The sequence below is a fragment of the Streptomyces sp. NPDC000880 genome (assembly GCF_053599675.1).
This window is the reverse complement of sequence record NZ_JBSFMS010000021.1, coordinates 12,915-38,003: the sequence shown is the minus strand read 5'-3', so window position 1 is coordinate 38,003 and position 25,089 is coordinate 12,915. Positions and strand designations below refer to the sequence as shown.

Sequence of the window (25,089 nt, the reverse complement as noted above, 5' to 3'; positions counted from 1 at the left end):
ATTCCGGGGCAACCGGTCCGAAGACTCAGGCACGGCTCAGGCCCCCTGACCTTGGTCTTGCCCCGCCCGGAAGGGGTGTACGCCTGTGCCCGCACTTGTGCTGCTCGGTGCTCAGTGGGGTGACGAGGGCAAGGGAAAGGCCACCGACCTGCTCGGTGGATCTGTGGATTATGTAGTGCGCTATCAGGGCGGCAACAATGCCGGCCACACGGTCGTCGTGGGCGATCAGAAGTATGCGCTGCATCTCCTCCCTTCCGGAATCCTCTCGCCGGGATGTACCCCGGTGATCGGCAACGGCGTCGTCGTGGATCCTGCGGTTCTGCTCTCCGAGCTGAGCGGGCTGAACGACCGGGGCGTCGACACATCCAAGCTGCTGATCAGCGGTAACGCGCACTTGATCACTCCGTACAACGTCACCCTCGACAAGGTGACGGAACGGTTCCTCGGCAAGCGGAAGATCGGCACGACCGGCCGCGGCATCGGCCCGACATACGCCGACAAGATCAACCGCGTCGGCATCCGCGTCCAGGACCTGTACGACGAGTCGATTCTGGAGCAGAAGGTCGAGGCGGCGCTGGAGTCCAAGAACCAGCTCCTCGCCAAGGTCTACAACCGTCGCGCCATCGAGGCCGGCAAGATCGTCGAAGAGATGCTCCAGTACGCGGAGCAGATCAAGCCGTACGTCGCCGACACCACGTTGATCCTGAACAACGCGATCGACGAGGGCAAGGTCGTCCTCTTCGAGGGCGGCCAGGGCACGCTGCTCGACGTCGACCACGGCACGTATCCCTTCGTCACCTCGTCGAACCCGACCGCGGGCGGCGCCTGCACCGGATCCGGCGTGGGTCCGACGAAGATCAGCCGGGTCATCGGCATCCTCAAGGCGTACACGACCCGTGTCGGCGCGGGCCCGTTCCCGACGGAGCTCTTCGACGAGGACGGCGAGGCGCTGCGCCGCATCGGCGGCGAGCGGGGCGTGACCACCGGCCGCGACCGCCGCTGCGGCTGGTTCGACGCGGTCATCGCGCGGTACGCGACCCGGGTCAACGGCCTCACCGACTTCTTCCTCACCAAGCTGGACGTGCTGACCGGCTGGGAGCAGATCCCGGTGTGTGTCGCGTACGAGATCGACGGCCGGCGTGTCGAGGAGCTCCCGTACTCCCAGACCGACTTCCACCACGCGAAGCCGGTGTACGAGTACCTGCCGGGCTGGTCCGAGGACATCACCAAGGCGAAGACCTTCGCGGACCTGCCGAAGAACGCGCAGGACTATGTGAAGGCGCTGGAGGAGATGTCGGGCGCGCCGATCTCGGCGATCGGGGTCGGCCCGGGGCGCACCGAGACGATCGAGATCAACTCGTTCCTCTCGTAAAACACACGCGTGAGCGCCCCCAGGGACGAGTCCCCGGGGGCGCTCACGCGTCTCACGCCAGGCGCGTGTGCTTCTCCCACGCGTTGACATCCGCGCGCACGCTGTCGAGGTGGCCCAGGATCGCGTCGATCGCGTCGTCACCCAGCGCCAGCCGCAGCGGCGTCTCCTCCGCGTCCAGGGCGGCGAGGATCGCGGCCGCGGCCTTCGCCGGGTCGCCCGGCTGCGTACCGTTCCCGCTCTCGACGATCCGCCGGGTCGCCCCGACCGTCTCCGCGTAGTCCGCCGTCTCGGTGATCGCTTCGCTGGTGCTCCTGTTGCCGAACAGGCTGGTGCAAAAGGCCCCCGGCTCGACGATCAGCACCTTGATGCCGAGGCGCCCCACCTCGTCGGCGAGTGCCTCCGACATGCCCTCCAGCGCGAACTTGGTGGCGCTGTACGCCGAGAACCCGGCGAAGGAGAGCCGGCCGCCCATGCTGCTCAGCTGCACGATCGCCCCGGAGCGGCGAGCGCGTTCGTGATCGTGCAGGTGACGCGCGGGTCCGGGGGCGGAGCCCCGAAAGCCCCCGCTCAGCCCTCGCCGCAGATCCGCAGCCCCTTCGGCGTCGCGCACGGCAGATGGCCGTGCGTGCGGATGACGTCCTGCCCGTTCCCCCGGCTCATATAGCCGAGGAAGCTGGAGGCGAGCGAGTCGGCGGGCGGTTGGCCGTAGGTGTACGCGTACTCGATCTCCCGGTACGGGTACGCGCTCTCGCCGATGTCGTCCACGGACGGCGGCTCCCCGTCGATGTTCAGCCGGTGCAGCCCCTTGAGCCCGGTCCCGGCCCGCAGTTCGCTGTAGCCGATCGCTCCCGGCAGCCGGGCCACGGTGTTCAGAACCTGTTCCGTGCTGTCGAGCTCGCAGCGTACGACCTTGGCCTCGCCGTCATCCTTGTTCTCGCAGTCGCGTGAGGAGTTCGCGGGCTCGTTCCGCATCAGCACCCGGCGCTGGAACACCTCGCGGGTACCGGAGTTGGCGTCCCTGCTGACCAGCAGCACGGGCATATCGGGCCCGTTCAGCTGGTTCCAGTTGTTGATCTCGCCCCGGTAGAGCCTGCGGATCTCGTCGGTCGACAGATTCCGCACCGGCACCTTGTCGTTGACGACGAGCGAGAAGAGGGAGACGGCGACGCGCTCCTCCCGCAGCTGCGGATAGCCGCCGGGCTTCGGCCCGTCGGCGAGGGCGATCAGTGCGGGAGAGCCGTTCTTGGCCTGTGCGCCGGCCGCCGCGAGCGCTCTTATTCCGGCGGTGCTGCCGTGTGCGTCGACGACGACGGTGGACCCTACGCAGTCCTTCTCGTACTTCTTCGCCAGCTCCTTCACGACGGGTGCGAAGGCGGTCGAGCCGGTCAGCGTCAGCGTGCCTTTGGCGCAGCCGATCGGCGGCCGGGTGTCGTCCCGGACCACGATGATCGTGGCGAGCGTGACCACGCAGACGGTCAGCAGCACGGTGATCCAGCGGGCTGCCCGGCTGAACAGCGGCGGCTTGTCGTCGGGCGTGATGGAACGGTTCGGCATCACCGCGCCGTCCCGGATGCCGCCGCTGACCGTGATCTCGCTGCCGACGCCCGCGCCGGTGAGCAGCACCAGCAGCTTGAAGTGCTGCCCGTGGTTGAGCGGCACGCGTGGCAGATAGATCGTGCTGCCGCTGTGCCGCATGCCCGCGGCGGGCGTGAAGTGGTCCATCAGATGCTCGGAGCCGAGCGGCTGTGTGACGGCGATGGCGCGGATGGTGCGTTCGGTGAACTCGGCGGTCAGGCCGTGGACTTCGCGCCCGGTGTAGTCGTTGTCGGCGATGCTCTGTGAGCCGTCGTTCTCGATGCGCAGCAGTACGAGGGTGGCGTCGGACATCTCTGGCGTCTCGTTGAACAGCCCGAGCCGGAAGTTGGGCCGCCCGCTGCGTACGTTGCTGCCGATCGGGGTGTCCAGCTGCACCCGGTAGCCGATGCGCTTGCGCCGCGGCACCCGGCGTTCGTACCAGAGCACCGCCCCGGAGGCGAGGATGCCGAGTACGGCGGTGAGGACGGCTACGACATTCTCGGCACTGAGCCACTCCACGGGTTCTTCTCCTCGCACTCCGTCGCGGGCGGCAACCGTATGGGAAGGGGGGCGGCGGGGATGGGGAGTTGGCGTCCTGACGCCGGATGTTCGCCGGTCGTTCAGAGGCGCCGGGCCTGCGGCCTCAAGTAACCCTGGAGGGTGAACTCCTGACGGGGTGGGCGGGAGTCGTTTGCCCGTGGATTCGACCCCATTTTCGGCAAATGACGGTCGACGGGAGCGTTTCTGGGCTCGGGTAATTCGAACTGCGGCTTGGGCATAGGCAATTGGCACTTGCTTTGATCACGGCGCGTGGCGCTACAGGCATGACGATGCGCGATCTCATCGCAGAGCTGGCCGGAGCCACGCCCACCAAGGAAGAGCTCAAGAAGCCGTAAGGCGGGCGTGCAATTCGACGCCGTCCGCGTCGACGACGAGGATGGCCGTCCTCTCGCCGACCTCCTGGAGCTGCTGACCGGCGGTGATCCCGGGCCCGTCGTCATCGAGGCGTACGGGCGGCGGTCGGTCTACTTCCTCCTGCCGGCAGGAACCACCTCCCACCGGCCCTGGCCGCGTGGCATCACCCGGTTCAACTCAGGCCCAGCACACGCGAGTTACATCCCCGTGCCCGCCCTCCGCGGCCGCACCTGGCCGCTGTCCTGGCGCTTTTTGCCGACCACGGCGGACCGGTTCGTGCACCCGCTGATCCTGCGTAACGCCGCTGCCGCGCTGCTGGGTTGAGGCCAACCGGGAGGATCTCAGCTACCAGGCGAACTACCGGGGCTCACGGGTCATCTGGAGACTCGGGGAGTACGCGAAGAATGAACAGGATCCCGGTGCGACTCCACCGGAGAGGAACCGGACGCCAGTCAACTCGCGCTACGTGTATGCGATGAGGCTCTGAACGGGACGGCGGGGCGGCACGTACTGAGGTGTGGGGGCCCCTGGTTTCAGGGGCCCACGGGCTTGTGACGCCATGTCGGTACGACCTTGGGGCCGCGTATGAGGCACGCACGACGCAAACTCCAGCGGATCGCGCGGCTGGCGGCCGTCGGCGGACTGGTCTGCGGCGGGCTGATGGTCTCGAACGCCATGGCGAGCGAACCGTCGGCCCCGTCCGCCGATCCGGTCGCGAGTCTGGTCTCGCGGCTCGGCGCCTCCCGTACCGCAGGGAGCTGGACGGGGGCCGACGGGCGCCCGGTCGTCGCAGTGACCGACGCGGACGCGGCGGACGAGGTTCGGCAGGCGGGGGCACACGCCGAAGTCGTGCGCTACAGCCTGCACCGGCTCCGCTCGGCCACCGAGGCGCTGCGTGCGGCGCCTCGGGTGGCCGGTACCGCCTGGGCGGTGGACTACGCGTCCAACAGGGTCATGGTGCGCGCAGACAGCACCGTCTCCGCCGACGACTGGTCGCGCCTGTCCGACGTCGCCGAGGGGATCGGCGGCTCCGTCCGCATGGAAAGGACCGCCGGCGCCTTCACCACCAGGGTGAATGGCGGCGTTCCGGTCTTCTCCGGTGCCGGCCGCTGCTCCGCAGGCTTCGACGTGACCGACGGCCAGAACACCTTCATACTCACGGCCGGGCACTGCGGCCCCGTCGGCACCACGTGGTTCCAGGACAGCGAGGGCGGCCAGTTGGTCGGCACCACGACGGAAGGCACCTTCCCGGGCGGCGACTTCTCCCTCGTGCGATACGAGAGCGGTGACCCGCTCGACGGAACCAACATCGTGAGCATCGGCGGCGGCCGGGGGGCGCGGATCACCGGCGCGGCCGATCCCGTCGTCGGTCAGCGCGTCTTCCGCAGCGGCAGCACCACGGGGTTCCGCTCCGGAGAGGTGACCGCGTTGAACGCGACGGTGAACTACCCCGAGGGCACGGTGACCGGCCTGATCGAGACCACGGTCTGCGCCGAGCGAGGAGACAGCGGGGGCCCGCTGTTCGCGGAGGGTCTGGCGCTCGGCGTGACCTCGGGCGGCAACGGGGACTGCACCACAGGGGGTACGACGTTCTTCCAGCCGGCGACCAAGGCGCTTCAGGCCCTCGGGGTGAGCCTGGCGGTCGGCGCTCCTGCCTCCGGTGGCAGTGATGGCGGGGGCGGCCCGGCCGACCCCGCCCCATCGGCGGGCGCCGGAGCCGTCCCGCCGGGGTGGCCCGGATCCCCGGGGGCGGCAGGCGGATCGAGGAGGGTCACCGGAATCACGGACTTCGGAAGTCTCGGTCCGGGGCTGGTCGTCATGGGCGCGAGTCTGGTCGGACTGGTGGCCGCCCGCTGGATTCTGTCGGCCCAGGAGCGGAGGAACTTCCGGAGCTTCTACAGCGCGAGCTGGGGCTGAAGTCTCAGCCCTGCTTCGTGTACGTGATCGGCTCGCCGCCCGAGCCCACCAGTTCGCGGACGATCGTGGTGTCGTCGGGCATGTCCAGGCGGCTCCACTGGCCCGGTGAGCACTGCTTCGGGTCACCGAACGTGACCTGGGTCGGGCCGAGTTCGAGGGGCGGGCCCGGGGCGCGGAGGGTGGCCGACCAACGGCAGTCGTAGTTCGGTCCGGTGCCCGACAGGGTCATGACCGTCTCGCCCGCCGCGCCCTGGGTGATCGTCATGACGCGGGTGTTGGTGCCGTCGGCGGTCTCGAAGGAGCCCCGCCAGGTGCCGACGTACTCCTGCGGGACGCCGCCGTCCTGGGGCGGGGGCGGGGAGGAGGACGTACTCGGGCCGGGTGGAGCCGAGGTGACCGGTGCCGAGGTCGTCGGTCCAGGTTTGGGGTCGTCAGCGACCTTCTTCCTACCGGTGTCGCCCAAGAACGCGTAGACCGAGGTGCCTGCCGCGACCGCGACGAGCAGGGCGACGGCGACGAGGGCGATGGTGCCGCCGCGGCGGCGTGGGGGCGCGGGCGCGTGGGGTGTGGGGAAATGGGGGGCGGTGGGACCGGGCGCCGCGGGAGGGGGGAAGTGGGGGGCGGGACCCTGCTGTTGGGGGTAGCCGTAACCGGGCTGCTGGGGGGAGCCGTGACCGGGCTGCAGTGGGGAGCTGTAGTTGTTGTGGCTGTACGCCGGGGGCGGGGGCGGTGGGGGTGTGGGCATTCGCACGGGTGGCTTCGGGGTGTCCACGTTCATCGCGGTCATCGTCGGCGGCTGCTGCACCGGTGCCGCGGGGGGCTGTTCCACCTCCAGCAACTGGACCGCGTGGCGGCCGAGTTGGGCGATCAGCGCGCTCGGCAGCCAGGGCTCGGGGTCCGCGTCGGAGGCCGTGCGTTCCAGGATCTGCTCGATCGTCGGGCGGGCCTCGGGATCCTTGTTGAGGCAGTCCCGTACGAGCTCCAGCAGGCCCTCGGGGAGATCCGCCAGGTCCGGCTCCTCCTGCGCGATGCGGAACATCAGCGCGTGCACGCCGCTGTCCGCCGAGCCGAAGGGGAGCCGGCCGGTCGCCGCGTACGCGAGGACCGAGCCGAGGCAGAAGATGTCGCACGCGGCCCTCACACGGTCGCCGCGTACCTGCTCGGGGGCCATGAAGCCGGGGGAGCCGACGAGCGCGCCGGTGCGGGTCAGGCCACCGTCGGTGACCGTTTCCAGGGCGCGTGCGATGCCGAAGTCGATGACGCGGGGGCCGTCGATGGTGATCAGGATGTTGGACGGCTTGAGGTCGCGGTGGATGAGGTCGGCCGCGTGGATGTTCCGCAGCGCGTGCGCGAGGCCGGAGGCGAGGACGCGGACCGAGCGCTCGGGGAGCGGGCCGTGGTCGCCGGAGACGACGGTGTGCAGGGTGGGCCCGGCGATGTAGCCGGTGGCGACCCAGGGGATCGGGGCCTCGGTGTCGGCGTCGAGGACGGGGGCGGTCCACTCGCCGCCGACCCGCAGCGCGGCGCGTACCTCCTGGCGGAAGCGGCTGCGGAACTCCTCCTGCTCGGCGAGTTCCTGGCGTACGAGCTTGACGGCGACCGTGCGGCCGCGGTCGGAACGGGCGAGGAAGACCTGGCCCATGCCGCCCGCGCCGAGGCGGGCCAGCAGGCGGTACTCGCCGATGCGCTGTGGATCCCCTGGTGCCAACTGCTCCATCGTCGCGCGCCTTCCCCCGTACCGCTTCTGTTCGACGGACCGAGGATAGTGCGCGACCAGTTGGGCCTTATAGGTCAGGATCCGACCTGGTAGCCGCGACTATCTGAAGGCCGCGTTCGGGGCGGTCGAGCCGGCGCGGATGACCGGCGAGGACGGCCGGATCGGGCATGCGGAAATACGGATCGGGGACGCCGTCGTCATGCCCTTCGACGCGCCGGGCGCCGACTGGCCACCGACACCGGCGTTCCTGCGGCTGTACGTCGAGGACGCGGACGCGGTCCACCGGCGGGCGGTGGAGGCGGGTGGCCAGTCGGTCACGGAGGTGACGCATCTGTTCTTCGGGGACCGGGTGGGGCGGGTGCGGGACCCGTTCGGGAACCTGTACTGGATCCAGACGCACATCGAGGATGTGAGCGAGGAGGAGATGGAACGGCGGCTCGGGGACCCGGTGTTCACCGAGGCGATGGACTACGTCACGAGCGTGGACTTCTTTCCGGGGGCTCCTGGCCGCTGATGCTGTCCAGCGCCTTGGACAGCTGCTCCAGGACCTTTGCCGTCTGGGCGAACTGGTCCTCGCCGAGGGCTTCGGCGAGGCGGGCCGCCAGGTCCGCGTGACCCGGGTCGATCTTCGCGATGGCGGTGCGGCCCTCGTCGGTGGGGCGGAGCAGCTTGGCGCGGCGGTGGGCCGGGTTGGGTTCGTACGCGGCGAGGCCCCGCTCGACGAGGAGGTCCGCGATGCGCTGGACGCTCTGGCGGGTGATGCCCATGTCGCGGGCGATCCCGGCGACGGTCCGGGGCTCGCGCAGTACGGCGCCGAGGACCTGCCACCAGGCGGCGGTCAGCCCTGCCGGTTTGGCCAACTCCTCGGAGACGGAGAGGAGTTGGCCGTTCAGCCGGAAGACGCCGAGGGCTGTCCGGCTGAGCAGGTCCTGCTGTTCGCGGCTCATGAGTCCGAGTTGAGGATCTCGAAGGCGGTGGGGTCCGAGTCGTGGAAGAGCCGGTACCAGGCATCCAGCTTCTCGCCCTCGTACACACCGAGCCGCGCGAAGACCTCGCGCGCGAAGGCGACGGGCTCGGTGGGGCCGGCGGTGATCAGGTCGCGGTCGGTGACGGCGTCCGTGTCGCGGTAGTGCTCCCCGCCCTTGTAGCCGGTGGCGTCGAGGTAGAAGGAGACGGCGCTGGTGTGCTCGCGGTCATCGAGCAGCCCCTCGCGGGCGAGCCCGGCGGTGGCCCCGCAGATGGCGGCGACGGGCACCCCGGCATCGAGGAACTCGCGCGCCTTGCCGGCGAAGGGGGCGAGGTCGTCCCCGGTGTCCCAGAGGTGCGCGCCGGTGAGGATGAGGAGGGCGCTGTCCTCGGGGCGGATGTTGGTGAGCGCGAGGTCGGGCTGGATACGGATGCCGCCCATGGTGGTGACAGGGCCGGTGGTGGGGCCGACGGTCTTGACGGCGAAGCCGTTCTGGGTGAGGTGGGCGGTGGTGTGGCCGGTCTCCCAGTCGGCGTAGGTGTTGTAGACGGCGAGATGAACGGTGCGGTTCATGGTGGCCTCCTGGCTGGATGACAGTAGTCTGTCATGTCGACAGCATGCTGTCAAAATCCCCCCGGGTGGGCTCCCCTACCCGACAACCTGCCCAGCAAAGTGGCCGAGGCCATACACCGTGGCCATGTCCGCCCCCACCTGCGCGTCTTTACTCTGAGGTTCATGACCCCTCATCCCGACCCCCGGGCCGGCGCTGCCGTGAAGGCCGCAGACCGTGCACATGTATTTCATTCCTGGTCCGCCCAGGGCCTGATCGACCCGCTCGCCGTCGCCGGTGCCGAGGGCTCGTACTTCTGGGACTACGACGGGAACCGCTACCTCGACTTCACCAGCGGCCTCGTCTACACCAACATCGGCTACCAGCACCCCAAGGTCGTCGCCGCCATCCAGGAGCAGGCCGGCAAGCTCGCCACCTTCGCGCCCGCGTTCGCCGTCGAGGCGCGTTCCGAGGCCGCACGCCTCATCGCCGAGCGCACCCCCGGCGACCTGGACAAGATTTTCTTCACCAATGCCGGCGCCGAGGCCGTCGAGCACGCCATCCGGATGGCTCGCCTGCACACGGGCCGTCCGAAGGTCCTGAGCACCTACCGCTCGTACCACGGCGGCACCGCCACCACCGTCAACATCACCGGCGACCCGCGCCGCTGGGCCTCCGACAACGGCACCTCCGGCGTCGTGCACTTCTGGGGGCCGTTCCTCTACCGCTCGCCGTTCTACGCGACGACCGAGGCCGAGGAGTGCGCCCGCGCGCTCCAGCACCTGGAGGACACCATCGCCTTCGAGGGTCCGGCGACCATCGCCGCGATCATCCTGGAGACGATCCCCGGGACCGCCGGGATCATGACACCGCCGCCCGGCTACCTCGCGGGCGTACGCGAGATCTGCGACCGCTACGGGATTGTCTTCGTGCTCGATGAGGTCATGGCGGGCTTCGGGCGTACCGGCAAGTGGTTCGCCGCCGACCACTTCGATGTGACGCCCGACCTTCTGACCTTCGCCAAGGGCGTCAACTCCGGTTACGTACCCCTCGGCGGCGTCGCGATCAGCCAGAAGATCGCGGAGACCTTCGAGACCCGCCCCTACCCGGGCGGACTCACCTATTCCGGCCACCCCCTCGCCTGTGCCGCCGCCGTCGCCACGATCAACGTGATGGCAAAGGAGAAGGTCGTCGAGCACGCGGCCCACATCGGTGAGACGGTCCTCGGCCCAGGCCTGCGGGACCTCGCCGAGCGGCACCCGAGCGTCGGCGAGGTGCGCGGCACGGGCGTGTTCTGGGCGCTGGACCTGGTCAAGGACCGGGAGACGCGCGAGCCGCTGGTGCCGTACAACGCGACGGGCGCGGCGAACGCCCCCATGGCCGCGTTCGCCGCCGAGTGCAAGAAGAACGGCCTGTGGCCCTTCGTCAACATGAACCGTACGCACGCGGTCCCGCCGTGCAATGTCACCGAGGCGGAGGTGAAAGAGGGCCTGGCGGCGCTGGACGTGGCGCTGTCGGTCGCCGACGAGCACACCGCCTGAGCCGTACGAACCGCTGCCGGCACCGGGGCCCCGCACGGACCCCGGTGCCGGCATCGGCCGTCCCGGCCGGGACGGCCGTCGCGCCGGCCGCCCGGTGCCGGAGCCCTCGGCGGCGACCACGGCGGCGACCCGCGCCTGTGCGCTCGGACGGCCGCTCACGCTCGGGGAGTTGGCCGGGCATGCGCGGATGAGCGTGCGGACGTTCTCGCGGCGGTTCCGGGAGGAGGTGGGGATGACGCCCGGCCAGTGGCTGGCGCAGCAGCGCGTCGAGCATGCGCGCAGGCTGGTGGAGACAACGGACTGGCCGGTGGACCGGGTGGCGGGGGAGGCGGGGTTCGGGACGGCGGCGTCGCTGCGGCAGCACATGGCGGCGACGACCGGGGTGTCGCCGATGGCGTACCGTCAGACGTTCCGCGCGACCGCGACCGCGGCCCTCGTCAACGTGCCGGTTCCACCTCCAGGAAGCGGCGGTGGCGGGGGCCGCGGTACAGCAGTGCCTCCCAGCCCAGGTCCGTCAACTTGGAGGCGCACTCCGTGAGCTTCGTCGCCTCCTCCTGGGGCGCACCGCTGCCCGGCGGGCCCAGCCAGTCCACGCAGACCATGTGCGGGCGGTCACAGGCGCGTACGCGATACCCCGTCGCCGTCCGGGCGCCCGAGGCGTCCAGGACTGAAGGCGGGATGCCCGCGGCCTCCAGGGTCAGGGCGACCGCGCGCACCATCTGGTTGAGCTCCCAGGTGGCGGGGGCAGTGCCGGTGACGCGGCGGATCTGGAGCATGCCGTCGAACGCGGTCCGCACCTCCGCGGCCCGGTCGCGATCGCGCACAACCTCGCCGTCGCCGGTGGCCGGCTCGAAGACATGAGCCATGTCCGCCACAGTAGCGGCCACCGACCAGGTCGCCGCGGCTGTCGCCGCCCTGAAGGCGGCCGCACCCGCGCCCGCGCCGCCCAATCCGTATGCCCCGCACCCGGTTCGTAACCTCTGGCCTATCGTGTCCGGGACCCACGGCGAAGGAGAAGGCCACGATGCGTGGTACCGACAGCAGTACCGCTGTCACCCGCAACACCCTGCGGCGACAGATCGCGGACGCGCTGCGTGACGAGGTTCTGGCGGGGCGTCTGCAGCCCGGACAGGAATTCACCGTCAAGCAGATCGCCGAGCAGTACGGCGTTTCCGCGACGCCCGTCCGGGAAGCCCTCGTCGACCTCTCCGCCCAGGGGCTGCTCGACTCCGACGAGCACCGGGGTTTCAAGGTGCACCAGTTCACGGTCGAGGACTACCGCGGCATGATCGAGGCCCGCTCCCTGATCGTGGACGGTGTTTTCCGCCACATCTCCAAGCGCGGCCCCAAGCGCGGCTCCGGCGTTCGCGGCAAGGCACTCGTGTCCGTACGCCGCCGGGCCGAGGAGGCCGCCCGCGCGGCCCGCGGTGGGGACCTGGACGTTCTCATCGGCTACGACCTGCGCTTCTGGCGTGAGCTCGGCGTGGTCGTCGCCAACCGCTACATATGCGACTTCCTGCTCCGGCTGCACGTCCAGGCCTGGGTGTTCGCCGTCCCCTGTCTGCGCGCCGACGCGGAACTGCGGGAGTGGCTGTGGAGCGGCCACGAGGACCTGGTGAACGCCGTCGCGCTCGGCGATGCCGACACGGCGCGCGTGCTCATCGACTCGTACAACGACCATGCGCTCGCCTGGGCGGATCGGCTGGAGCGGTGAGGGTGGATCTGAGCGTCGTCGTCCCGGCGTACAACGAGGAAGAGCGGCTGGGCCCCACCCTTGACGCCATCTGCGCGCATCTGCGCGGTGAGCCGGGCCGCTGGGGCGACTGGGAGCTGATCGTCGTCGACGACGGCTCCACCGACGGCACCGCCAAGATCGCCAAGGAGGCCGCGTCCGGGGAGCCGCGCATCCAGGTCCTGTCCGGCGACGGCAACCACGGCAAGGGCAGCGCACTGCGCCTGGGCGTCCTCGCCTCGTACGGCCGGCTCGTCCTGATCACCGACGCCGACCTCGCGACGCCCATCGAGGAGCTCGACCGCCTCGACAAGCAGCTCGCCGCGGAGGACAGCGCGGCGGCGATCGGCTCGCGCGCGCACCCCGACTCCCGTATCGAGGTGCACCAGCGGCGTTCGCGCGAATGGCTCGGCCGGATGGGCAACCGCCTCATACGCGCCGTCGCGGTGCCCGGCATTTACGACACCCAGTGCGGCTTCAAGCTCTTCGACGGCGAAAAGGCGCGCGCCGCCTTCGCGGACTCGCGGCTCGACGGGTGGGGGATCGACGTCGAGATACTGCGGTTCTTCCGGCGCGAGGGCTGGCCGGTCACTCAGGTCCCGGTGCGCTGGTCGCACCAGGCGGGCTCCAAGGTCAGACCACTGGACTACGGCAAGGTGCTGCTGGAACTCGTCAGGCTGCGGGCACGTGCCGTACGCCCCGTCGATCTCGCCGTCACCGGCCTCTTCCTGCTCGCTTCCCTACTGCTCTACAAAGGGGTGTGGACAGACCTCGATCGCGGCTATCTCGCCGACGCGGGCTCGGACCAGAACCAGTGGGAGTGGTTCTTCGCGGTCACCGCCGACAATGTGGCGCATCTGCGGAACCCCCTGTTCACGACCTTGCAGGGGTATCCCGACGGCGTGAATCTGATGGCGAACACCGTCATGCTCGGGCTCTCCGTCCCGCTCACGCCCGTCACGCTGCTGTTCGGCCCGACCGTCACGTGGGCGCTGGTGCTCACGCTGGGACTGACGGCGACGGCGACGGCCTGGTACTGGCTGATCGCCCGGCGGCTGACGAGGAACCGGTGGGCGGCCGCGCTGGGCGGCGCCTTCGCCGCCTTCGCGCCGCCGATGATCTCGCACGGCAACGCGCACCCCAACTTCCTTGTGCTGTTCATGATCCCGTTGATCGTCGACCGGGCGCTGCGGCTGTGCGAGGGGCGCAATGTCGTACGCGACGGGGTGCTCCTCGGCCTGTTCACGACGTATCAGATCTTCCTCGGCGAGGAGCCGCTGCTGCTCGCGTCGATGGGCATGCTGCTCTTCGCGCTCTCGTACGCGCTCGCGCGCCGCGATGTCGCGCGGGCGGCCTGGCGGCCGCTGCTGCGCGGGCTCGCCGTCGCCGCGGGCGTCTGTCTGCCGCTGGTCGCCTTCCCGCTGGGCTGGCAGTTCTTCGGCCCGCAGAGCTATACGAGCGTGCTGCACGGCGACAACATGGGCAACAGCCCGCTCGCCTTCCTGCGGTTCGCGGGCCGCTCGCTGATGGGATCGGACGAGGGGGCGGACCCGCTCGCGTTCAACCGCACCGAGCAGAACGCCTTCTACGGCTGGCCGCTGGTTGCGCTGGCGGCGGCGATCGTGGTGCGGCTGTGGGGGGTTGCGCTGGTCAAGGCACTTGCCTTTACGGGGGTGGCGGCGGCGTTCCTCTCGCTCGGCCCCCAGTTCCGCATCCCGTACACCGACATCGTGCTCACCGGCCCGTGGCGGGCGCTGGCCCATCAGCCGCTGTTCGAATCGGTCATCGAGTCGCGGGTGGCGATGATCTGCGCGCCGGTGCTGGGCGTTCTGATCGCGCTGGCGGTCGACCGGCTGCTGGCCACCCGGGGGCGGGTGAACCGGGCGCTGGGTCTGGCGGCGGTGGCCGCGGCACTGGTGCCTGTGCTGCCGACGCCGTATCCGGTGCGGGAGCGTGCACAGATCCCGGCGTTCGTCACGGAAGGGATGTACAGCGCATATCTCTCAGAGGGCGAATCGGTGGTCACGGTGCCGCTGCCCTACCCCGGCAGCGCGGAGGCCCTGCACTGGCAGTCGGCCACCGGGCTCGGCTTCCCGGTCGCCGGCGGCTACTTCAACGGGCCGTGGGGCCCGGACCGCATGGGCATCTACGGCGCGACGCCGCGGCACACCTCCAACCTCTTCAACGATGTGCGCAACAGCGGGCGGGTCCCGGTGATCGGCCCCAACTGGCAGGCGCAGGCGCGCGGCGACCTGGCGGCGTGGCGGGCGGGCGTGGTGGTGCTGGCGCCGCAGTACAACGACGCGGCCCTGTATACGACGGTGGAGAAACTGCTCGGGCAGCCGGGCAAGCGTGTGGGCGGCGTGTGGGTATGGGATGTGGGGGCGAAGCGCGCTCAGGGCTGACCGGCACCCTTCGCTGAATGTACCTGGGGCACTACGCTGTCCCGACCATCGCACGAAAGCGTACGTATCCCTTGGAGAGCGAGCCCTCCCTTGGCCTGTGACCTGTGGTTGGTCCCCCTCGTCGATGTGCTGTGCCACAGCCCCGACAACCCCTTCGCCGAAGAGATCGCGTCCTACGACAAGGCACTCACCGACGCCGGTCTGCCGACGGTCCCCGTCTTCGCCTATATGCCGGGCCTGTCGGGCGATGTGGCCCCGGTCGCGGGCTTCGACTACGACGCGCTGCACTTCCTGCGGCGCGCGTATCTGCTGCAGCTGTGCGGGCTCGCGGTGACTCCGGTGGACGAACTGGGCGGCGACTACGAGCAGTTGCTGGAGATGTTCGAGTCGACGGCGCAGCAGTCGCATCTTGTGTGGCACTACGACCACGCGGGGGCGTATGTCCCGGTGGACTTCACTTCGCCGCTGTTCAACGACGAACTGCTGGCGGGCGGCGGCCCGTTGGGCTCCACGCAGGGTCTGCTGCGGGAACTGGAGTTTGTCGCGCCGTCGATCGGCATCGACCCGGCGAACCCGCCGCAGGCGCCGCAGCCGCCTGACCGGCCGACTTCGCTGGAGGAGCCGGCGGGGCCGATTCCGCACGACGAGAGCCCGTTCGCGCGGGAGCGGCATGTGTGGCTGGGGCTGCATGCGGCCGCGACGCGGAGCCTCGGCCAGGGCTCGATGATCATTTTCAGCTGAGGCGCAGCCGCACATCCGCCGCACATCTGCTGAACGCGCGGTCTTAAGCTGCGTGACATCTCAGTCCGGTAGGACCGGTGCATGTCACAGACGAGTACCTCGGCACCACAGTCCCCCGCGGCGATGATCGCGGGGGAAAGCGCGGACGAGACAGCGGACGAAACGCTTCCCGGGCCGGCGCGTTTCGCGGACGTGAAGGGCTGGTTCTGGCCCGCTGACCAGCTGCTCTTCGACTGGTTCCTGAGCTATCAGGGGGACACGGACCCGGACGGCCGGGGAGACCTGCTGGAGCTCGGCGCGTATTTGGGCAAGAGCGCGATCTTCATGGGGCAGTATCTGCGGGACGGTGAGGAGTTCACGGTCTGCGACCTATGGGACTCCGAGGCGCCTGACGACTCCAACAGCGCGGAGATGGACCGGTCGTACTCGACGCTGACGCGGCGCGCGTTCGAGGCGAACTATCTGTCGTTCCACGACGAGCTGCCCACGCTGGTGCAGGCCCCTACCTCGGTGATCACCTCCCGGGTCCGGGCGGGGAGCTGCCGCTTCGTGCATGTGGACGCGTCGCATCTGTACGAGCATGTGCACGGCGACATCGAGGCGGCGAAGGCGCTGCTGCAGCCGGAGGGCATCGTGTCCTTCGACGACTTCCGCGCGGAGCACTGCCCGGGTGTCTCGGCGGCGGTGTGGGGCGCGGTGGCGACGACGGGCCTGAAGCCGATCGTGATCACCGGCACGAAGTTGTACGGCACGTGGGGCGACCCGGAGCCGGTGCGCGAGGCGCTGCTGACCTGGCTCGAGACGCGTCCGGACATGTGGCACGGGGTGGAGGAGGTGGCGGGCGGCCCGCTGATCCGCATCAAGGGCAACAAGGCGGAGTCACCGTCACACCCGAAGTCCCGCCACAAGCCGGAGCCCGAGCCGCAGCCGGAGCCCGAGCCGGCACCCGTACAGCCCGCCCCGGCGCCCGCTGCTGCGGCTCGCCCTCGCCCCTCCCGCGCCCGCCGGCTGGCAAAGGACCTGCTCCCCCCGATCCTCACCCGAGCGCTCAGGTCCCGCCGAGGCGCCTGACACAGCCCTGGGGGCCCCGCCCCAGACCCCGAAGGCCTACGGGGGTCTGGGGCGGAGCCCCAGTTACGGAAGGCGCGGGGCGCGGGAGCAACACCGCGCCCACCTCAGCGCGGCGCCTCCGGCGGCCACCTCAGCGCGGCGCCTCCGGCGGCCGCTGCCTCGGCATGTTCGGCCGCGTCCCCGGCGGCAACGGCATCCGCCCCGGCCCCCCCACCCCGTCCGCCCGCCCCGCGCCCCCCACGCTGCCGATCCCCGTCCTCGTCGGCTGCATCACCAGCGGCGCCGGACCCGACCGGAATTCCCCCATCCAGTCCGCCGTCTCCGACCGCACCAGCTCCGCGACGTCCTCCGAGAACCGCCGCAGCACCCCCAGACACCGCTCCGCCGCCTCACTCGCCGTGCCATCCGTCGGGCCCAGCACCTCCCGTACGCTCTCGCACGCCCAGTCGAACTGCAGCGCCAGCAGCCTGCGCTGCACCGCCTGCGCCGTTACGACGTCCCTTATCCAGCCCGACGTCAGCCCGAAGTACCGGTCGCAGACCAGGCACGCCGCCCCCAGCAGCAGCGACAGATACCCCCACCCCGCCGCCCCGTCCAGGACGGCCGCCAGGTCGAGCAGCGGGAGCGCCGCCCCGGCGATCACCCCCAGGGCCGTGCCGAGCCGCAGCACACGCGCCGTACGCCGCTTCCACACGCGGTCCGCGAGATACCACCGCGCCGTACGCAGGGCGTCCTGTTCGACCCACCTGTACAGCTCGTCGAGGCGCTCCGCCGGCGCACCCCAGTCACCGAGCGGAAACGGCCTCCCGGCCAGGTCACCGCGCGGCGCCTCGCCACGTTCCTCCCGGGCCGGCCCCCCGGGCTGCATCTCCGGCTGGCTCACCGGTGCACTCCTCTACGACGTGACGACTGACGTGACACTGCGTGACGTACGGTGCGCGCGTGCATCCTGGTGCGCAATGCTCTTCCTACCGCCGAATGGTGGGCTGTGCGCCGGAAATCCCGGTATTTCCGCCCACAAGAGGGCCTTGATCAGGTGGAGACTTCCCGGCCAACTCACTCGAAAGAGTTGGTCCCCGCAGGGTGGGGCACGGTGCCCGGCAAGCACGTAGGCTCGGCTTACCGAACAACCGTCGTCGAAATGCCAGGAGTGACCGTGATTCCCGGTGGTGGCCAGCCCAATATGCAGGAGCTCCTCCAGCAGGCCCAGAAGATGCAGCAGGATCTCGCGCGGGCTCAGGAAGAGCTTGCGCAGACCGAGGTCGAGGGCCAGGCGGGCGGCGGCCTGGTGAAGGCCACCGTCACCGGATCCGGAGACCTGCGAGCCCTCGTCATCGACCCCAAGGCCGTCGACCCCGAGGACACCGAGACCCTCGCGGACCTCGTCGTCGCCGCCGTCCAGGCCGCGAACGAGAACGCGCAGCAGCTCCAGCAGCAAAAGCTCGGCCCGCTCGCACAGGGCCTGGGTGGCATGCCGGGCCTGCCCTTCTAGGGCCGAGGCGTACCAACTACCGTACGTACCAGCAGAGAACAGGAAGGCATTCCGTTGTACGAAGGCGTGGTTCAGGACCTCATCGACGAGTTGGGCAGGCTGCCCGGCGTCGGTCCCAAGAGCGCGCAGCGGATCGCCTTCCACATCCTCCAGACCGAGCCGACCGACGTCCGCCGCCTCGCTCACGCCCTCCTCGAGGTGAAGGACAAGGTCCGCTTCTGCGCCGTGTGCGGCAATGTCGCGCAGCAGGAGCAGTGCAACATCTGCCGTGACCCCCGCCGCGACCAGTCGGTCATCTGTGTGGTGGAGGAGCCCAAGGATGTCGTCGCGATCGAGCGGACCCGGGAGTTCCGGGGCCGCTACCACGTACTCGGCGGGGCCATCAGCCCCATCGAGGGCGTCGGCCCCGACGACCTGCGGATCCGTGAGCTGCTGGCTCGCCTCGCGGACGGCACGATCACGGAGCTGATCCTGGCCACGGACCCCAATCTGGAGGGCGAGGCCACCGCCACGTATCTGGCACGCATGGTCAAGCCGATGGGACTCAAGGTCACAAGGCTGGCCAGCGGTCTGCCCGTGGGGGGAGACTTGGAATACGCCGACGAGGTCACGCTGGGGCGTGCCTTCGAGGGGAGACGACTTCTCGATGTCTGACGCCAACCTGCACGCCGCCAATCAGGACCCGGACGACTTCGCGGTCCAGATCGCGGACTCGATCGAATCCTTCATCGTCGCGACTACGGAAGTCGCGAAGGGTGACGAGCCCGACAGTGCGGTGCCCTTCCTGCTGCTGGAGGTCTCCCAACTCCTGCTGACGGGCGGCCGACTGGGCGCGCACGAGGACATCGTCCCCGACGAACGGTACGAACCGGACACCGGGCCCGACCTGGACGTCGATGACCTGCGTGAGCGGTTCGCCGTGCTGCTCGACCCGGTGGACATCTTCTCCGAGGTCTTCGACCCGTACGAACCGCGCAAGGCCCCGGTCGCCTGCCGTATCTCCGACAGCCTCGCGGACATCGTCACCGACCTGCGCCACGGCCTGGCTCACTACCGGGCGGGCCGCATCAGCGAGGCGCTGTGGTGGTGGCAGTTCTCGTACTTCTCCAACTGGGGCCCGACCGCCTCCGCGACACTGCGCGCCCTGCAGTCGCTGGTCGCCCATGTCCGCCTGGATCAGCCGCTGGAGGAGCTGGACGGCCTGGACACGGACGAGGATCTGGCCGAGGACGCGCTGGCGGAGGAGGCCGGCAAGGTCATGTCGCAGGAGATCGCGGGCCCGCTGGGCCTGCGTACGGCCACCTGACGGGAACGCTTGCCCGAATGCGATCCCCTGCCGGCAGCTCGTCGGCGGGCTGTGAGCCTGTCCGTAGCGGTGCCGGGACATCCGTGTGTGCCGTGGACAGCCGCTCGTACCCTGTGACCCGCCCCACACCCCCGCGTACCCTGCATCCGCCGGGGCAGGCATGTCACCGAGCGGCCGTGCCCCCCTCCCGATGATCACTGAGTGAGCGGGACATCTCACGATGTGATAGCAGCGGGCCGGAGTGCGGCCGCTCGTTAGACTGAGCCGACCGCAGTAATGACTGCAATGACTGCAATGACTGCAGTAAGAACCGAGCGAGGAGCGCACGTGGGCCTTGTCGTGCAGAAGTACGGAGGCTCCTCCGTTGCCGATGCCGAAGGCATCAAGCGCGTCGCCAAGCGAATCGTCGATGCCAAGAAGAGCGGCCACCAGGTGGTCGTCGTGGTATCCGCGATGGGCGACACGACGGACGAGCTGATCGATCTCGCCGAGCAGGTATCCCCGATCCCTGCCGGGCGCGAATTCGACATGCTGCTGACCGCGGGAGAGCGGATCTCCATGGCCCTGCTGGCGATGGCGATCAAAAACCTCGGCCACGAGGCCCAGTCGTTCACCGGCAGCCAGGCAGGCGTCATCACCGACTCGGTCCACAACAAAGCGCGCATCATCGATGTGACGCCGGGCCGGATCCGTACGGCGATCGACGAGGGCAACATCGCCATCGTCGCCGGCTTCCAGGGTGTGTCCCAGGACAAGAAGGACATCACCACCCTCGGCCGCGGTGGTTCCGACACCACCGCCGTCGCCCTCGCCGCCGCGCTGGACGCGGAGGTCTGTGAGATCTACACGGACGTCGACGGCGTCTTCACCGCCGATCCCCGGGTCGTGAAGAAGGCGCAGAAGATCGACTGGATCTCCTTCGAGGACATGCTGGAGCTCGCCGCGTCCGGCTCCAAGGTGCTGCTGCACCGCTGCGTCGAGTACGCACGCCGATACAACATTCCGATCCACGTCCGCTCGTCCTTCTCCGGGCTGTGCGGCACCTGGGTCAGCAACGAGCCGCAAGGGGACCAGCAGATGGAGCACGCGATCATCTCCGGAGTCGCCCACGACGTCTCCGAGGCGAAGGTCACGGTCGTCGGGGTGCCGGACAAGCCGGGCGAGGCGGCGGCCATCTTCCGCACCATCGCGGACGCCGAGATCAACATCGACATGGTCGTGCAGAACGTCTCGGCGGCCACCACTGCCCTGACCGACATCTCCTTCACCCTCCCCAAGACCGACGGCCGCAAGGCCATCGACGCCCTGGAGAAGGCGAAGGCATCGATCGGCTTCGACTCGCTGCGCTACGACGACCAGATCGGCAAGATCTCGCTCGTCGGCGCGGGTATGAAGACCAACCCCGGCGTCACCGCCTCCTTCTTCGAGGCGCTCTCCGACGCGGGCGTGAACATCGAGCTGATCTCCACCTCGGAGATCCGCATCTCGGTGGTCACCCGCGCCGACGACGTCAACGAGGCGGTACGCGCCGTGCACACCGCCTTCGGCCTGGACAGCGACTCCGACGAGGCGGTCGTCTACGGCGGCACCGGGCGATGACCCGTAAGCCGGCGCTCGCGGTTGTCGGAGCGACCGGAGCCGTCGGAGCGGTGATGCTCCAGATCCTGTCGCAGCACGCGGATGTCTGGGGCGACATACGTCTCCTCGCCTCGCCGCGCTCGGCCGGCCGCAAGCTGGCCGTGCGCGGCGCGGAGAGCGAGGTCGTCGCGCTGAGCGAAGAGGCCTTGACGGGCGTCGACGTCGCGATCTTCCTCGTACCGGACGAGGTGTCCACGCAATGGGCGCCGATCGCCGCGGCCAAGGGCGCGGTGGTTGTGGATATTTCGGCCGCTTTCCGGATGGACCCGGATGTGCCGCTGGTCGTCCCCGAGGCCAATCCCCATGCCGTACGGGTCCGTCCGCGCGGGATCATCGCGAGTCCGCACTGCACGACACTGACGATGATCCCGGCGGTCGGGGCGCTGCACGCCGAGTTCGGACTGCGCGAACTGGTCGTCTCCTCCTACCAGGCCGTCAGCGGCGCCGGGCGGGACGCCGTCGCCACGCTGCGGACACAGCTGTCGCTGGTCGCCGGTACGGAACTGGGCGCCGGGCCCGGAGACGTACGCCGTGCCGTGAGCGACGACCTCGGGCCCTTCCACGCGCCGCTGGCGCTCAATGTGGTGCCCTGGTCCGGTGCGTTGGAGGACGGCGGCTGGTCCTCCGAGGAACTGGGGTTGCGGGCCGAAACGCGCAAGATCCTGGATCTGCCGGGGCTGCGGGTGGCGGCGACGTTCGTACGCGTACCGGTGATCACCACGCACTCCCTCGCGGTGCACGCGCGCTTCGAGAACGAGGTCACGGTGGAGCGGGCGCACGAGATCCTCGCGACCTCGCCCGGGGTTGTGCTCTACGACAATCCGGCGGCGGGCGACTTTCCCACGCCCGCGGATGTTGTGGGGACGGATCCGACGTGGGTGGGGCGGGTGCGGCGGGCGCCGGACGACCCCTGTGCGCTGGACCTGTTCGTGTGCGGAGACAATCTCCGCAAGGGGGCGGCGCTGAACGCCGCGCAGATCGCGGAGGCGGTCGCGGCCGAAATCGGGCCGGGGTTGGGCTCCGACAGTATTCTGCGACCGCAGAACCGGAGGGCTTTGTAGTATATGTGAACGCCCTGTGGGCAAGTCGAAGATCGGTACCTCTTGAACTGGGGTGCATGGATGTTCGAAAATACGCTTCCCCCTTACTGCAACCGGTAGTTGGGCGGGAAGCGTCTTTGCGGTCGCCCCTTCACGCTGCCGCAATAATGGGGCATTGGGGAAGATCGGGTACGCATGAGGGCATATGGCTCACCGTCAAAAACGGTGGCGTACGCGTACAACCCTGACGGGGGGAAGCGTGTCCAACAGGCGTGGCAGAGGTTCTCGACATCACAGGGGTGGTCCCGGTCCGCGGCGCTTCGGTGCGCCCGCTCCGCAGACCCCGCCCGTCCGGCGGCATGCCGGTGATCGCCCCCATGCCCGCGCCCCGCACCACCCGCATACCGTCCCAGCGCGAGGGCGCTGACGACACGATGGCTGCGGGTACCACTGTCGATCACCTCACCGAGACCTACCGCGCCCACTACCGGTCGCTGCTCGGTCTCGCGGCCCTCCTCCTGGACGACACGGCCTCCTGCGAGGACGTCGTCCAAGAGGCGTTCATACGCGTCCACTCCGCGCGCAGCCGCGTACGGGACCCGGAGAAGACCCTGGCGTATCTGCGCCAGACCGTGGTCAATCTGTCGAGGTCCGCGCTGCGCCGCCGCATCCTGGGGCTGAAGCTGCTCTCCAAGCCGATGCCTGACATGGCGAGCGCGGAGGAGGGGGCCTACGACCAACTGGAGAGGGACGCGCTGATCAAGGCCATGCGCGGACTGCAGCGCCGCCAGCGCGAGGTGCTGGTGCTGCGATACTTCGCCGATATGACAGAGGCTCAGGTTGCTGAGACTCTGGGCGTTTCCCTGGGCTCGGTGAAGGCGTACGGTTCTCGCGGCATCGCGGCGCTGCGCGTCGCCATGGAGGCCCCGGCATGAGCGGGCACAGGCGCAAATGGCGCAGGATGCACAAGTTTGAGCGGTACGGGCCGGACGGGCCGTTTGACGACCGGACTGGGAACGGAATTGTGAACAACGGGCCGGAAAATGAGCAGGGCGGCCTCGGGCAGGTGCCCGCTGAGGGGCTTGGCGGGGAGGAAATGGCCCTGCGCCGGATGCTGCAAGGTGCCGTGGAGGACCTCAACCCTTCCGACGGCGCCCTCGACCATCTGCGAAGGGCGGTCCCCGCGCGGCGTGCCCGTAAAAGGCAGGCGCTCGTCGGCATGGCCGCCGCGGCGCTGCTGATGGGCACCGCGGTCCCCGCCTTCGTCCATGTGGCGAACTCCAGCGGCGACGACGCCCGCCCCGTCAACGCCGGACACGGCGAACAGGCGCAGGGCGGCACCGGGGCAGAGACGGGTGATGTGGGCGGCGAGTCGGGCTCCGGCGGTCCTTTCACCGGCGGCCGGGGCAACCAGCAGGACCGGGGCAGCGCGACCCGGACACCGGGCGAGAAGCCCTCCGGCGCCACGGACGGCGCGACGGGCGGCGTGGTCAACCCGCCGGGCAGCGTGGCAGCGACCTTGCCGGTCTGCGCCGCCGACCAGCTCGGCGTCACCTCGGCGGAGGCGGCCAAACCCGACGCCGACGGCAAGGTGTACGGCACCTTCCGCATCGCCAATGTCTCCAAGACCGACTGCGCGGTCAGTGGCGACGGCACGGTCGACTTCCAGGCGCTGGGCGCGGCCGACCCCGCCAAGATCAGTGTGGTCAAGCACACCGCGGGCGACGCGGCGACCGGCCTGCCCGACCCCTCCCTGGAGGCGGCCACGCTGATGCTGAAGCCCGACACGGCGTACGAGGTGAGGTTCGCCTGGGTCCCGGCGGACAGCTGCCCGACCACCGGCGCCTCTCCCGACCCGACCCCCTCGGAGGGCGGCTCGTCGGGCGCGAACACCGGCACGGGCACGACCGCGGGCAGCAGCGAGACCCAGCTCGGCAGCGAGGACGGCGGCGCCACGGCGGACGGCAGCGTCGCGGTGACCTACACGGCTGAGCAGGGCGCGCCGAGCGCGGAAACGACGATCCCCGACGCGTGCTCGGGCACGATCTACCGCACGGGTGTCCTGAACGCACAGTGAGGGGCGCGCTGCCCGGGTGCCCGCGCTGAGGGTGCCGGGCCAGGGGCGGGGCGCTGTTGGGATGTGGGCGGGCCGCCGGGGTGTGCTGTCGGGGTGTGCTGTCGGGCGAGGCCGCCGGGCTCGCGATGCGGCTGGCGGGCTCGCGATGCGGCTGGCGGATCCCGCGCCGGGCCGGGCTGGGGTCTCGGCCGGGCTGGGGGTGTCGGGCCGGGCGAGGCGCGGGGCCAGGGTGCCGGGCGTGCCCCGGTCGCCCACGCGCCCCCCCGGTGGCTACACCGGCTCGGGCTCCAAACCCAGCTGCCGGTCCCGCGTCGCCTCCGCCTCGCGTCGCAGCAGACGGAACCACATGAACAGCACGAAGCCGGCGAAGACGAACCACTCCCCGGTGTAGCCCAGGTTCTGGAACGCCTTGAGGTCCAGCCCACTGCCGGCGGGCGCGACCGCGGGCACGGCCTTCAGCCCGCTGTCCGCAGCGGCCAGCGTGACCCACGCGTCGTACACATCGTCCGGCACAAGGTTCACCAACGAGGCCGCACTGATCATGCCCAGCTGCCCGCTCGGCAGCCCGCCCGCCGTGTGCACCCCGTCCGTACCCGGGGTCTCGGAGGCCTGCAGCGCCCCGGCCACGGTGACCTGCCCGGCCGGCGCGGCCGGGGCCGGCTCGCCCTTGGGCAACCAGCCGCGGACCACCGGCAGGGTCCGGCCGCCGTCGGTCTTGAGCAGCGTCAGCACATACGAGCCCCGCTTGCCGTCCAACTCCCGGTCCGGGACAAGGAATTGTTGCCCGTACCGCCCGGTGGCCATCGCCTGTCGCCCCGACGTCTCGTTGTCGACGGGCAGCAGCTCGTCGAGGGGCGCGGCCTTCTGCTCACCCGGCGCGGGCTGCTGCTTGGCCTGCTCGTGCGTGTGGACGCGGTCCTCGAACTTGCCGAGCTGCCAGGAGCCCATGAAGACGCAGAAGGGGATCGCCAGCACGACGAAGATATTGATCCCCCACCAGCGGGGCGTCAGCAGGAACCGGTACACACCCCCA

The 25,089-nt window shown here is 70.1% G+C and carries 23 protein-coding genes and 2 pseudogenes; 17 read left to right on the top strand and 8 right to left on the bottom strand.

The window, feature by feature from the left end:
• Window positions 1-85: 85 nt before the first annotated feature.
• The gene (locus ACWDO5_RS10015) at window positions 86-1,372 is read left to right on the top strand and encodes an adenylosuccinate synthase (protein ID WP_450529840.1); all 1,287 of its coding nucleotides are present in this window, start codon (window positions 86-88) and stop codon (window positions 1,370-1,372) included.
• A gap of 52 nt (window positions 1,373-1,424) precedes the next feature.
• Here ACWDO5_RS10015 and ACWDO5_RS10010 read toward each other — a convergent pair.
• Both ACWDO5_RS10010 and ACWDO5_RS10005 read right to left on the bottom strand, forming a co-directional pair.
• Window positions 1,425-1,883: pseudogene (locus ACWDO5_RS10010) on the bottom strand (SDR family NAD(P)-dependent oxidoreductase); the annotation flags it as partial.
• A gap of 56 nt (window positions 1,884-1,939) precedes the next feature.
• Entirely contained in the window at window positions 1,940-3,466 is a 1,527-nt protein-coding gene (locus ACWDO5_RS10005) for a substrate-binding domain-containing protein (protein WP_450529839.1), read from the bottom strand.
• 384 nt (window positions 3,467-3,850) lie between these two features.
• On the opposite strand from ACWDO5_RS10005, the gene ACWDO5_RS10000 reads away from it, so the two are divergent.
• Both ACWDO5_RS10000 and ACWDO5_RS09995 read left to right on the top strand, forming a co-directional pair.
• Window positions 3,851-4,186, top strand: a complete 336-nt coding sequence (locus tag ACWDO5_RS10000; protein WP_450529838.1) for a hypothetical protein — start codon at window positions 3,851-3,853, stop codon at window positions 4,184-4,186.
• Window positions 4,187-4,447: 261 nt separating this feature from the next.
• Entirely contained in the window at window positions 4,448-5,779 is a 1,332-nt protein-coding gene (locus ACWDO5_RS09995) for a S1 family peptidase (protein ID WP_450529837.1), read from the top strand.
• Between the two features lie 4 nt (window positions 5,780-5,783).
• Here the strand turns inward: ACWDO5_RS09995 and ACWDO5_RS09990 are convergent, their stop codons facing one another.
• Entirely contained in the window at window positions 5,784-7,496 is a 1,713-nt protein-coding gene (locus ACWDO5_RS09990; protein WP_450529836.1) for a serine/threonine-protein kinase, read from the bottom strand.
• A 79-nt stretch (window positions 7,497-7,575) separates the two neighbouring features.
• On the opposite strand from ACWDO5_RS09990, the gene ACWDO5_RS09985 reads away from it, so the two are divergent.
• Window positions 7,576-8,010: a VOC family protein gene (locus tag ACWDO5_RS09985; protein ID WP_450529876.1), complete on the top strand. Its 435-nt coding sequence runs from the start codon at window positions 7,576-7,578 to the stop codon at window positions 8,008-8,010.
• On the opposite strand, the gene ACWDO5_RS09980 is transcribed toward ACWDO5_RS09985, so the two are convergent.
• On the bottom strand, window positions 7,970-8,443 hold the full coding sequence (locus ACWDO5_RS09980; protein WP_450529835.1) for a MarR family winged helix-turn-helix transcriptional regulator: 474 nt from the start codon (window positions 8,441-8,443) through the stop codon (window positions 7,970-7,972). The two genes, ACWDO5_RS09985 and ACWDO5_RS09980, sit on opposite strands and share 41 nt — an antisense overlap.
• A complete protein-coding gene (locus ACWDO5_RS09975) occupies window positions 8,440-9,036 on the bottom strand; it encodes a type 1 glutamine amidotransferase family protein (RefSeq protein WP_450529834.1) in 597 nt (198 codons plus the stop codon). The genes ACWDO5_RS09980 and ACWDO5_RS09975 overlap by 4 nt, the downstream gene beginning before the upstream one ends.
• Window positions 9,037-9,198: 162 nt before the next feature.
• Between ACWDO5_RS09975 and ACWDO5_RS09970 the strand changes: the two genes are divergently transcribed.
• Complete coding sequence (locus ACWDO5_RS09970) at window positions 9,199-10,554, top strand: aminotransferase class III-fold pyridoxal phosphate-dependent enzyme (RefSeq protein WP_450529833.1); 1,356 nt, start codon at window positions 9,199-9,201, stop codon at window positions 10,552-10,554.
• Between the two features lie 61 nt (window positions 10,555-10,615).
• Window positions 10,616-11,092: pseudogene (locus ACWDO5_RS09965) on the top strand (helix-turn-helix domain-containing protein); the annotation flags it as partial.
• Here ACWDO5_RS09965 and ACWDO5_RS09960 read toward each other — a convergent pair.
• On the bottom strand, window positions 10,992-11,420 hold the full coding sequence (locus ACWDO5_RS09960) for a hypothetical protein (RefSeq protein WP_450529832.1): 429 nt from the start codon (window positions 11,418-11,420) through the stop codon (window positions 10,992-10,994). The pseudogene ACWDO5_RS09965 and the gene ACWDO5_RS09960 sit on opposite strands and share 101 nt — an antisense overlap.
• Before the next feature lie 158 nt (window positions 11,421-11,578).
• Here ACWDO5_RS09960 and ACWDO5_RS09955 point away from each other — a divergent pair, with 158 nt between their 5' ends.
• The 4 genes from ACWDO5_RS09955 (at window position 11,579) to ACWDO5_RS09940 (ending at window position 16,503) form a co-directional block, all read left to right on the top strand.
• A complete protein-coding gene (locus ACWDO5_RS09955; protein WP_450529831.1) occupies window positions 11,579-12,268 on the top strand; it encodes a GntR family transcriptional regulator in 690 nt (229 codons plus the stop codon).
• The gene (locus ACWDO5_RS09950) at window positions 12,265-14,691 is read left to right on the top strand and encodes a dolichyl-phosphate beta-glucosyltransferase (RefSeq protein WP_450529830.1); all 2,427 of its coding nucleotides are present in this window, start codon (window positions 12,265-12,267) and stop codon (window positions 14,689-14,691) included. The genes ACWDO5_RS09955 and ACWDO5_RS09950 overlap by 4 nt, the downstream gene beginning before the upstream one ends.
• Before the next feature lie 90 nt (window positions 14,692-14,781).
• Window positions 14,782-15,432 carry a hypothetical protein gene (locus ACWDO5_RS09945; protein ID WP_450529829.1) on the top strand — a complete coding sequence of 217 codons (651 nt, stop codon included), beginning with the start codon at window positions 14,782-14,784 and terminating at the stop codon, window positions 15,430-15,432.
• A 123-nt stretch (window positions 15,433-15,555) separates the two neighbouring features.
• Entirely contained in the window at window positions 15,556-16,503 is a 948-nt protein-coding gene (locus ACWDO5_RS09940) for a class I SAM-dependent methyltransferase (RefSeq protein WP_450529875.1), read from the top strand.
• Between the two features lie 130 nt (window positions 16,504-16,633).
• Here ACWDO5_RS09940 and ACWDO5_RS09935 read toward each other — a convergent pair whose 3' ends face one another.
• Window positions 16,634-17,386 (bottom strand): SLATT domain-containing protein, encoded by a 753-nt coding sequence (locus tag ACWDO5_RS09935; protein ID WP_450529828.1) that lies wholly within the window; start codon window positions 17,384-17,386, stop codon window positions 16,634-16,636.
• 273 nt (window positions 17,387-17,659) lie between these two features.
• Here ACWDO5_RS09935 and ACWDO5_RS09930 point away from each other — a divergent pair, with 273 nt between their 5' ends.
• The 7 genes from ACWDO5_RS09930 to ACWDO5_RS09900 all read left to right on the top strand — a co-directional run bounded on the left by ACWDO5_RS09930 (window position 17,660) and on the right by ACWDO5_RS09900 (window position 24,056).
• Window positions 17,660-17,995, top strand: a complete 336-nt coding sequence (locus tag ACWDO5_RS09930) for a YbaB/EbfC family nucleoid-associated protein (protein ID WP_215097232.1) — start codon at window positions 17,660-17,662, stop codon at window positions 17,993-17,995.
• 54 nt (window positions 17,996-18,049) lie between these two features.
• Window positions 18,050-18,649, top strand: a complete 600-nt coding sequence (gene recR / locus ACWDO5_RS09925; protein WP_450529827.1) for a recombination mediator RecR — start codon at window positions 18,050-18,052, stop codon at window positions 18,647-18,649.
• Window positions 18,642-19,301, top strand: a complete 660-nt coding sequence (locus ACWDO5_RS09920; RefSeq protein ID WP_450529826.1) for a DUF5063 domain-containing protein — start codon at window positions 18,642-18,644, stop codon at window positions 19,299-19,301. Before recR ends, ACWDO5_RS09920 begins: the two co-directional genes overlap by 8 nt.
• 327 nt (window positions 19,302-19,628) lie before the next feature.
• Window positions 19,629-20,900 (top strand): aspartate kinase, encoded by a 1,272-nt coding sequence (locus ACWDO5_RS09915; protein WP_450529874.1) that lies wholly within the window; start codon window positions 19,629-19,631, stop codon window positions 20,898-20,900.
• Window positions 20,897-22,000 carry an aspartate-semialdehyde dehydrogenase gene (locus ACWDO5_RS09910; RefSeq protein ID WP_450529825.1) on the top strand — a complete coding sequence of 368 codons (1,104 nt, stop codon included), beginning with the start codon at window positions 20,897-20,899 and terminating at the stop codon, window positions 21,998-22,000. Before ACWDO5_RS09915 ends, ACWDO5_RS09910 begins: the two co-directional genes overlap by 4 nt.
• A gap of 251 nt (window positions 22,001-22,251) precedes the next feature.
• Window positions 22,252-22,914, top strand: a complete 663-nt coding sequence (locus ACWDO5_RS09905; RefSeq protein WP_450529824.1) for a SigE family RNA polymerase sigma factor — start codon at window positions 22,252-22,254, stop codon at window positions 22,912-22,914.
• Window positions 22,915-23,003: 89 nt separating this feature from the next.
• A complete protein-coding gene (locus tag ACWDO5_RS09900; RefSeq protein WP_450529823.1) occupies window positions 23,004-24,056 on the top strand; it encodes a hypothetical protein in 1,053 nt (350 codons plus the stop codon).
• 270 nt (window positions 24,057-24,326) lie between these two features.
• Here ACWDO5_RS09900 and ACWDO5_RS09895 read toward each other — a convergent pair whose 3' ends face one another.
• A complete protein-coding gene (locus ACWDO5_RS09895; RefSeq protein WP_450529822.1) occupies window positions 24,327-25,082 on the bottom strand; it encodes an SURF1 family protein in 756 nt (251 codons plus the stop codon).
• Window positions 25,083-25,089: the final 7 nt, after the last annotated feature.

Excerpts from the sequence above, each read along its gene's own strand:
- ACWDO5_RS09955 (WP_450529831.1), top strand. The coding sequence starts at position 11,579 with ATGCGTGGTACCGACAGCAGTACCGCTGTCACCCGCAACACCCTGCGG.
- ACWDO5_RS09920 (WP_450529826.1), top strand. The coding sequence starts at position 18,642 with ATGTCTGACGCCAACCTGCACGCCGCCAATCAGGACCCGGACGACTTC.
- ACWDO5_RS09960 (WP_450529832.1), bottom strand. The coding sequence starts at position 11,420 with ATGGCTCATGTCTTCGAGCCGGCCACCGGCGACGGCGAGGTTGTGCGC.
- ACWDO5_RS09995 (WP_450529837.1), top strand. The coding sequence starts at position 4,448 with ATGAGGCACGCACGACGCAAACTCCAGCGGATCGCGCGGCTGGCGGCC.
- ACWDO5_RS09910 (WP_450529825.1), top strand. The coding sequence starts at position 20,897 with ATGACCCGTAAGCCGGCGCTCGCGGTTGTCGGAGCGACCGGAGCCGTC.
- ACWDO5_RS09975 (WP_450529834.1), bottom strand. The coding sequence starts at position 9,036 with ATGAACCGCACCGTTCATCTCGCCGTCTACAACACCTACGCCGACTGG.
- ACWDO5_RS09990 (WP_450529836.1), bottom strand. The coding sequence starts at position 7,496 with ATGGAGCAGTTGGCACCAGGGGATCCACAGCGCATCGGCGAGTACCGC.
- ACWDO5_RS09980 (WP_450529835.1), bottom strand. The coding sequence starts at position 8,443 with ATGAGCCGCGAACAGCAGGACCTGCTCAGCCGGACAGCCCTCGGCGTC.
- ACWDO5_RS09970 (WP_450529833.1), top strand. The coding sequence starts at position 9,199 with ATGACCCCTCATCCCGACCCCCGGGCCGGCGCTGCCGTGAAGGCCGCA.
- ACWDO5_RS09940 (WP_450529875.1), top strand. The coding sequence starts at position 15,556 with ATGATCGCGGGGGAAAGCGCGGACGAGACAGCGGACGAAACGCTTCCC.